7 protein-coding genes and 2 pseudogenes are annotated in these 7,309 nt (G+C 65.4%); 4 read left to right on the forward strand and 5 right to left on the reverse strand.

The window, feature by feature from the left end; translation table 11 throughout:
- From ACFE99_RS17145 to ACFE99_RS17155, 3 genes are all read right to left on the reverse strand, one after another.
- A partial coding sequence (locus ACFE99_RS17145) for an LLM class F420-dependent oxidoreductase (RefSeq protein ID WP_375487357.1) occupies positions 1-741 on the reverse strand: 741 nt, incomplete at its 3' end.
- A gap of 37 nt (positions 742-778) precedes the next feature.
- On the reverse strand, positions 779-1,621 hold the full coding sequence (locus tag ACFE99_RS17150; protein ID WP_375487369.1) for a dienelactone hydrolase family protein: 843 nt from the start codon (positions 1,619-1,621) through the stop codon (positions 779-781).
- A 391-nt stretch (positions 1,622-2,012) separates the two neighbouring features.
- Positions 2,013-2,540, reverse strand: a complete 528-nt coding sequence (locus tag ACFE99_RS17155; protein WP_375487359.1) for a nitroreductase/quinone reductase family protein — start codon at positions 2,538-2,540, stop codon at positions 2,013-2,015.
- Positions 2,541-2,703: 163 nt separating this feature from the next.
- Between ACFE99_RS17155 and ACFE99_RS17160 the strand changes: the two genes are divergently transcribed.
- Both ACFE99_RS17160 and glmS read left to right on the forward strand, forming a co-directional pair.
- A complete protein-coding gene (locus ACFE99_RS17160) occupies positions 2,704-2,991 on the forward strand; it encodes a hypothetical protein (protein ID WP_375487361.1) in 288 nt (95 codons plus the stop codon).
- Positions 2,992-3,041: 50 nt separating this feature from the next.
- Positions 3,042-4,910 carry a glutamine--fructose-6-phosphate transaminase (isomerizing) gene (gene glmS / locus ACFE99_RS17165; protein WP_375487363.1) on the forward strand — a complete coding sequence of 623 codons (1,869 nt, stop codon included), beginning with the start codon at positions 3,042-3,044 and terminating at the stop codon, positions 4,908-4,910.
- Between the two features lie 135 nt (positions 4,911-5,045).
- On the opposite strand, the pseudogene ACFE99_RS17170 reads toward glmS, so the two are convergent.
- Positions 5,046-5,255 (reverse strand): annotated as a pseudogene (locus ACFE99_RS17170) (4-hydroxyacetophenone monooxygenase); the annotation flags it as partial.
- Between the two features lie 198 nt (positions 5,256-5,453).
- Here ACFE99_RS17170 and ACFE99_RS17175 point away from each other — a divergent pair.
- Complete coding sequence (locus ACFE99_RS17175) at positions 5,454-6,125, forward strand: rhomboid-like protein (RefSeq protein ID WP_375487371.1); 672 nt, start codon at positions 5,454-5,456, stop codon at positions 6,123-6,125.
- Here ACFE99_RS17175 and ACFE99_RS17180 read toward each other — a convergent pair.
- Positions 6,106-7,032, reverse strand: coding sequence for a class I SAM-dependent methyltransferase (locus tag ACFE99_RS17180; RefSeq protein ID WP_375487365.1), 927 nt, complete (start codon positions 7,030-7,032; stop codon positions 6,106-6,108). The genes ACFE99_RS17175 and ACFE99_RS17180 overlap by 20 nt on opposite strands.
- Before the next feature lie 118 nt (positions 7,033-7,150).
- Here ACFE99_RS17180 and ACFE99_RS17185 point away from each other — a divergent pair.
- Positions 7,151-7,309, forward strand: a pseudogene (locus tag ACFE99_RS17185) (bifunctional ADP-dependent NAD(P)H-hydrate dehydratase/NAD(P)H-hydrate epimerase); the annotation flags it as partial.

Consider the following 7,309-nt stretch of genomic DNA (forward strand, 5'->3'; position numbering starts at 1 on the left):
GATATAGAGAGCCAACTGCGGTTTGTTCCACGCCAACCGCTCGTCGACGTCGTCGCCGATGGCAAGCGACACGCCGACCATGACGTCTAGTGGACCGAGTTGCGGGTCCCGTTTGGCGTAGCCGGCTTTCAGGGCAGGACCCCACACGGACTCGGCCTTATCCGGATAGAAGAAAATCGGCTGCCAGCCATCGGCGATTTCCGCGGTCAGTTCGACGTTCTTGGGCCCGAGCGCGGCGATCGAGAGTGGAATGCGTTCGCGGACAGGGTGGTTGATGAGATGCAGCGGCTTGCCCAGGCCTGTCCCGCGATCCGCCGGCAGCGGTATCTGGTAGTGCTTCCCGACGTATTCGATTCGTTCGCGCCGCCACACCCGTCGGCAAATGTCCACCACCTCACGAGTGCGGCCCAGCGGCGCGTCGAATTCGACGCCGTGAAACCCCTCGATCACTTGCGGTCCAGAGGTGCCGAGACCCAGGTGGAATCGCCCGTCGGACACGTAGTCCAGCCCGGCAGCGGTCATCGCCAGCAACGTCGGAGTGCGGGTGTAGATGGGCAATATCCCGGAGGCCAACGTGATGGCGCTGGTTTTTGCCGCGAGATAGCCGAGCTGGCTGACTGCGTCGTAGGAATACGCCTCTGCTACCAGCGCGATGTCCACGCCGACTTTCTCCAGCTCGACGAGGTGGTCGACCGCTTCCTTGAAGCCGCCGGAGTAGTTCAGAGTTATCCCGACACGCATCATGACTTTGTAGCACCCGTCTGGTTGGTCGGTGCCCTCACGGTTTGAGCAGCGCGACGATCTTCTCTTCGGGGCTCACCGGTGCTGCTTCTGGCGGCAGGGCTTGGGTCCTGGGCAGTTGCGCTTCCGGATCGGCGAATTCGCGATACTTCTCGTCGCCGCCGAGCGCATAGAGCAGGTAGCCGGCCAGCAGCGCCCGAACCGCCTTCTGCGTCTTGCGGTGTGGGCCGCCAAGACCGAACGCCGTCGCCAGGGTGCGTCCCTCGGCCAGTCCGCGCGGTTTGGCTTTGCTGATCACCCGAGCAGTGGCGCCGGCCCAGGCCTGGGAAAGTTGAAGTGCGTTGGATTGCAACGCCTTCTCGTCTCTGGGCGCGCTGAAAATCACCCCGGGCACCTTCAACGTCGCCGCCGGCTGTTCGGCCGGCGGTTTGGTGACGGTCGGGAAAATCGCCGCAATCGCTTTCGGCTTGTCTGGCATGCCGGCTGCGGCGAATACCGCTGCGGCGCCGCCGAAGCCGTGGCCGACCAGCCCCAGCTTGGTGGGATGCACGCTGATCTCGCCGGGCCCGAGTCGCACCCCAGCGGCGATGTCGAGCGCGGTACCGAGGTCGAAGGCCAGGTTCAGGACCGAGGGAGCCAATCCGCGCTCGGTGTCAGGAGCCGCAGCGACGATGCCCCATGACGCCAGATGCTCCAGTAGGCCGGAGTAGCGGTGAACGCCGGTCAGCCAGTCATGGCCGAACGCAATCCCGGGCAGGTTCAGCCCCGATTCGGGGGTGTACACGACGCCCGGCAACCCGGCAAAAGCGAGGTCACCACGCAAAACACAGTGTGGGCCACGACGAGTGAGAGCGGCGAACAGTTTGCGGGGACGAGCCACGCTTTGACGGTAGCGCACGGCAGATACCCGCTGGATGTACGGCGGGATGAAGACGTAATCGCCGGGACTGGTCGATACCGGGACTTCTCGTTTGCCGTCGTGGAAGACGAAGTCGGGATGGCCGCTGCGGACGAATATCGGTGTTTCCGATTCGCCGTGGTGATGGTTGGCCGAGGCCACCTGCGGGCCGACGTGCGTCTCGCCCATCCACAGCTTCTCGGACCCGACCGCCCGCCCGCTGCTCGCGGGAAATCGATGCATGCCTTCGCTTTGTGCGCTGTCGTAATCGCCTTTCGACGACTTCACATGGCGCACGCCGACGACTTCAGATGGCGCACGCTAACGCGCTATCACCCCGGGCCGCACATAGACCTGAGCCTGGCTCGCAGGCCTAGTCGGCCGGCGTCAACCGCATCATTCGGATTGTCCGGATGCCGTCGGTCCGCTCGGCGTAGTTGGCGTAACCCGGGTAAAGATTGGCGGCGAGTGTAAACAGCCGTTCGCGATCGGCGCCCGTTACTTCCTGTGCGATGAAACGGCCGCCGCGGTCGCCGATGTGCAATTCGCATTCTGGATGGGCAAGCAGGTTGTGGAGCCAACCCGGATGCCGCTGGCCTCCGTAGTTGGAAGCCGTCAGGATGATGGCGTCTCCGTCAGTGAAATATGCCAGGGGAGTTTCGCGACGCCGGCCGCTGCGTGCGCCGGTCGATGTCAAGACGACCATCGGAAGCGCGCCTGCCCCAAGGTTCACGCGACCGCGTGTTGCCCGCATGACTGCCGCGTCCAGCGGGGCTGCAATCGTCCGGTGCACCGCTGCCCCGGGCTTGGTCGCGACCAGGGATAGCAACGCGCGCTTCCATGCCGCACGACGTGCGCGTGGGTCCGCGCGAGGAATCCCGTTAATGGTGTCGTCAGGCATGATCGGGCGATCGTATCCGCTGCAAACCACGCGTCGGCCGCTTTCGGCATCGCGAAGACTTGCCCGCTTTCGGCTCAGGTTTGCACCGGCATCCTTCTGGTCATCAACCGGGGGTGAACAAGTTCGCGCGTGTTGCAGCATCAGCGGTCGCTATCACCTGCGGGTGGGCTTCGCCGCTGTGGGAACGGCAACCGTCGTCGATGCCCAACCCGCGCAGTTCCCGCAGTACCACTGGTGCCCCGGTGACTCCTGGGATCCGAGCTGGGGCAACAACTGGGACCGGGACCGCTGCCACGACGACCACTGGTACGACGGCGATCCGCACGACCTCGAGCACTGGGACGGCACTGACCCATATTCCGGTGGTCGCGGGATCCCGGGCAGTCCCGGCGTCGCCCCTGGTACCCAGCGGCCCCCGGCGGCTGAGTGGCGGGTGCAACGGGCTCGGTGACTCGGTGCGCAGGCAGGAGTAACCGAATGCCTGCACTACCCTGATGGGCTATGTGCGGAATCGTCGGCTACGTCGGGCAGCGCTCTGCCTGCGACGTCGTCGTCGATGCTCTGCGCCGGATGGAGTACCGCGGCTACGACTCGGCCGGCATTGCCCTGCTCGACGGGCACGGCAAGCTCACCGTGCGCCGCCGCGCGGGCCGGTTGTCCAACCTGGAGAAGGCCCTCGCGGAAACCGACCCGGCTGCGCTGAGCGGCAGCACCGGCGTCGGGCACACCCGGTGGGCCACCCACGGACGCCCCACCGACCGCAACGCGCATCCCCACCGCGACGCGGCCGGCAAGATCGCCGTCGTCCACAACGGCATCATCGAGAACTTCCCGGTGCTGCGCCGCGAGCTGGAGGCCGCCGGGGTGGAGTTCGCCAGTGACACCGACACCGAGGTCGCCGTCCACCTGGTGGCGCAGGCTTACCGCCACGGCGAGACCGCCGGCGACTTCGCCGGCTCGGTGCTGGCGGTGTTGCGCCGGCTGGAAGGTCACTTCACGCTGGTGTTCGCCAACGCCGACGAGCCCGGCACCATCGTCGCCGCCCGCCGTTCCACCCCGCTGGTGCTCGGGATCGGCGACGGCGAGATGTTCATCGGATCCGACGTGGCCGCGTTCATCGAGTACACCCGCGAGGCGGTCGAGCTGGGTCAGGACCAGGCGGTGGTGATCACCGCCGACGGCTACCGGATCAGCGACTTTCACGGCAACGACATGACCGGCGATGCCCGCGTTTTTCATATCGACTGGGACCTCTCGGCCGCCGAGAAGGGCGGTTACGAGTACTTCATGCTCAAGGAAATCGCCGAGCAGCCCGCCGCGGTGGCCGACACCCTGCTCGGGCATTTCGTCGACGGCCGCATCCTACTCGACGAACAGCGACTTTCCGACCAGGAGCTGCGCGAGATCGACAAGGTCTTCGTGGTCGCGTGCGGCACCGCATATCACTCCGGGCTGTTGGCGAAGTACGCGATCGAGCACTGGACCCGGCTGCCGGTCGAAGTCGAGCTGGCCAGCGAATTCCGCTATCGCGACCCGGTGCTGGACCGCAGCACGCTGGTGGTGGCGATTTCGCAATCCGGTGAGACCGCCGACACCCTCGAGGCGGTGCGGCACGCCAAAGAGCAGAAGGCCAAGGTGCTCGCGATCTGCAACACCAACGGCTCGCAGATTCCGCGGGAATGCGATGCGGTGCTCTACACCCGCGCCGGCCCAGAGATCGGCGTGGCCTCCACGAAAACGTTTCTGGCGCAGATCGCCGCCAACTATCTGCTCGGGTTGGCGCTGGCGCAGGCGCGTGGCACCAAATACCCCGACGAGGTCGAGCGCGAGTACCGCGAGCTGGAATCCATGCCGGAGCTAGTGGCCCGCGTGCTCACCGGCATGAAGCCGGTGGCCGAGCTGGCCTACCGATTCGCCAAGTCGTCGACCATCCTGTTCCTGGGCCGTCATGTCGGCTACCCGGTGGCGCTGGAAGGCGCATTGAAGCTCAAGGAATTGGCCTACATGCATGCCGAGGGCTTCGCGGCCGGCGAGCTCAAGCATGGGCCGATCGCGCTGATCGAGGACGATCTGCCGGTCATCGTCGTCATGCCGTCACCGAAGAACGCCGCGACGCTGCACGCTAAACTGCTGTCTAACATTCGCGAGATCCAGACCCGCGGCGCGGTCACCATCGTCGTCGCCGAGGAGGGCGACGACACGGTCCGTCCGTTCGCCGATCACCTGATCGAAATCCCTGCAGTGTCAACCCTTTTCCAGCCGTTGCTGTCGACGATCCCGCTGCAGGTGTTCGCTGCTTCGGTGGCACAGGCCCGCGGTTACGATGTCGACAAGCCGCGCAACCTGGCCAAGTCGGTCACCGTCGAATAGCTCCGCGACCCTGCGCGAAACAGAAGCCAGGGTCGTGATTCGAAAGTCACAGCCCTAGCTTCTGACTCGCGTGGGATTGTGGATTTCGTGGCACCTGGGCCGGCGTTCTTCTCCACGATCGTGAACGGAATGTTGTTCGGGGCAGCCGCGGTCGCGATAGTCGGTGATCACCGCCAGCGCAGCTGCGCGTGCGCGCGCCTTGTCCTCCTCGGACATGAAGCCCTGGACCTCATTGAGAAATATCCCGGCAGGCTTGAATTCGCGGATGAATCGCGGGTCACCGGTGATATGGACCAGCGAGAGAAGCGGCGTCGGGATACTGACCTGCTCTAGGGCGGCCGCGATCTCGGCGGTGGGCGTGGTGAACGGTTGGCCGGCTTAGCGGCTGCGCATCAAGCCCGATCCTTCCCCGGTGATTACGCTACTCAGCGTTTCGGAATAGGTCGATACGATACGCGGGACGTCATCACTGATCAAGGACCTATCTTGGGACGGGTATAGGCACGAGGGCGGAGAAGGGTGAGGCGATCGAGGTCACCCGGTATTGCGGTGGCAACGTGGCTGACCGCGGGCTGGCGGTTCGTGCGCAGCGCGCCGCTGACATATCTGTGGTTAGCGGTGTTGCTGATCACCACCGTCATCCAGCATCATCTGAGTCGCCACGAGTTGCATACCTTCCTCGTGCACCGCTCTACCAACATTGCGCATCTGAGCACCGACCCGCTCTACGTGCTGTTCGCCAGCCTGTTCTGGATCGACGGCGGAAAATGGATACCGTGCCTGGTGCTGTTCAGCTTGTTCGTTGCGCCGGCCGAGCGATGGCTGGGCCAAACACGTTGGCTTGCAGTGGGTCTCACTGCGCATGTCGTCGCGACGTACATCAGCGAAGGCCTGTTGTATCTGGCGATCGAACTTCACCTGGAGCCCGAACGGATGGTGCACGTCCGCGACGTCGGTGTCAGCTACTTCATGGTCGGGGTGATGGCGGTATTCACCTACCATGTCGCACCGCCCTGGCGCTGGGTTTACCTAGCCGGTTTGGTCGCGTACTACGGTGCCGGCTTCGTCGCTAACCCCAACTTCACCGGCATCGGTCACTGCGTGGCGATCGCCATCGGGCTGTGCTGTTACCCGCTGGCGCGACGTCGTGACGTCGCGCTGCTGGATCCGGCACGGTGGTTGCAGAGCCGGGCGGCTATCCGCGGGTCGCCGTGACGTAGGCCAGCGACCCGAACGCCGCCTGCTCGTCCTCGTCAGCAGTTTGCACCGAAAAACCATGAGCGACAAACAGATCGGCAGCCCTCGTAGCCGTCGCTTCCCAACCATGGGAATTCAGGTAGTCCACCACGTCCTGACGCTCACCCGGATACCACAGATCGGTCATCTCGACGTCGAAGCCGTGCTCGCGCCAGCGCTCGGTGACCTCCCGCATCCGCTCCACCATCATCGGCACAGCCTGCGCGGCGTTGGCCATGTTCTCGGTGGCCAACCGGCTGAGCGCGGCGCTGAGCGCAGTGATGTTGTCCAGCAACCGATCCTGGGCGTCGGGCGGCAAAAACGGCAGCAGGCCCTCGGCACTCCACGCGGCCGGTTGAGTGGGGTCGAAACCCGCGCCTTTCAGCGCGGCCGCCCAGTCTTGGCGCAGATCGACGGCTACCGCGCGGCGCTCGGCGGTCGGGGTAGCGCCGAGCTCGGCCATCGTTTCGGTCTTGAACTCCACAACCTTCGGCTGGTCGATCTCGTACACGGTGGTTCCGGCCGGCCAGGGCAACCGGTAGGCGCGGGCATCGAGACCGGACGCCAAGATGACCGCCTGACGGATACCGCGCGCGGCGGCGTCGGTGAAGAAGTCGTCGAAGAATCGGGTGCGCACCGCCATCATCTGGCTCATCCGCTGCATCCCCCACTCGCCGTCGTCGTCGACTTCCCGGGGATCCAATTTGCCGCTGACCAGTCGGCTGAAGAAATCCACTCCCACGGCGCGAACCAACGGCTCGGCGAATGGATCGTGGATCAACGGGTTGGGGCCCCGGCTGGCCAAGGCCCGGCCCACCGCGACTCCAGTCGCCGTGGCGCCCACACTGGTGGCGAGATCCCAGGTGTCGTTCTCCGTTCGTGGCACGTCCGCTCCTTCTGCATGGTGCTTAGCTCATTTAACTGACCCGAACGCGACTGTACGCCGCCGAGCCGAACACGCAAGGCGGGCGCGGTTCACGGCATGGCATGGAATCCTGACTGTGATGCGCCACTACTACTCCGTCGAGACGATCCGCGAAGCCGAGGCGCCGCTGTTGGCCAGCCTGCCCGACGGTGCCCTGATGCGGCGCGCGGCATTCGGGCTGGCGACCGCGATCGTCCGGGAGCTGACCACCCGCACCGGCGGGGTGGCCGGCCGTCGG

This window comes from uncultured Mycobacterium sp. (genome assembly GCF_964249325.1).
In the GTDB taxonomy this organism is placed as follows: Bacteria; Actinomycetota; Actinomycetes; order Mycobacteriales; family Mycobacteriaceae; genus Mycobacterium.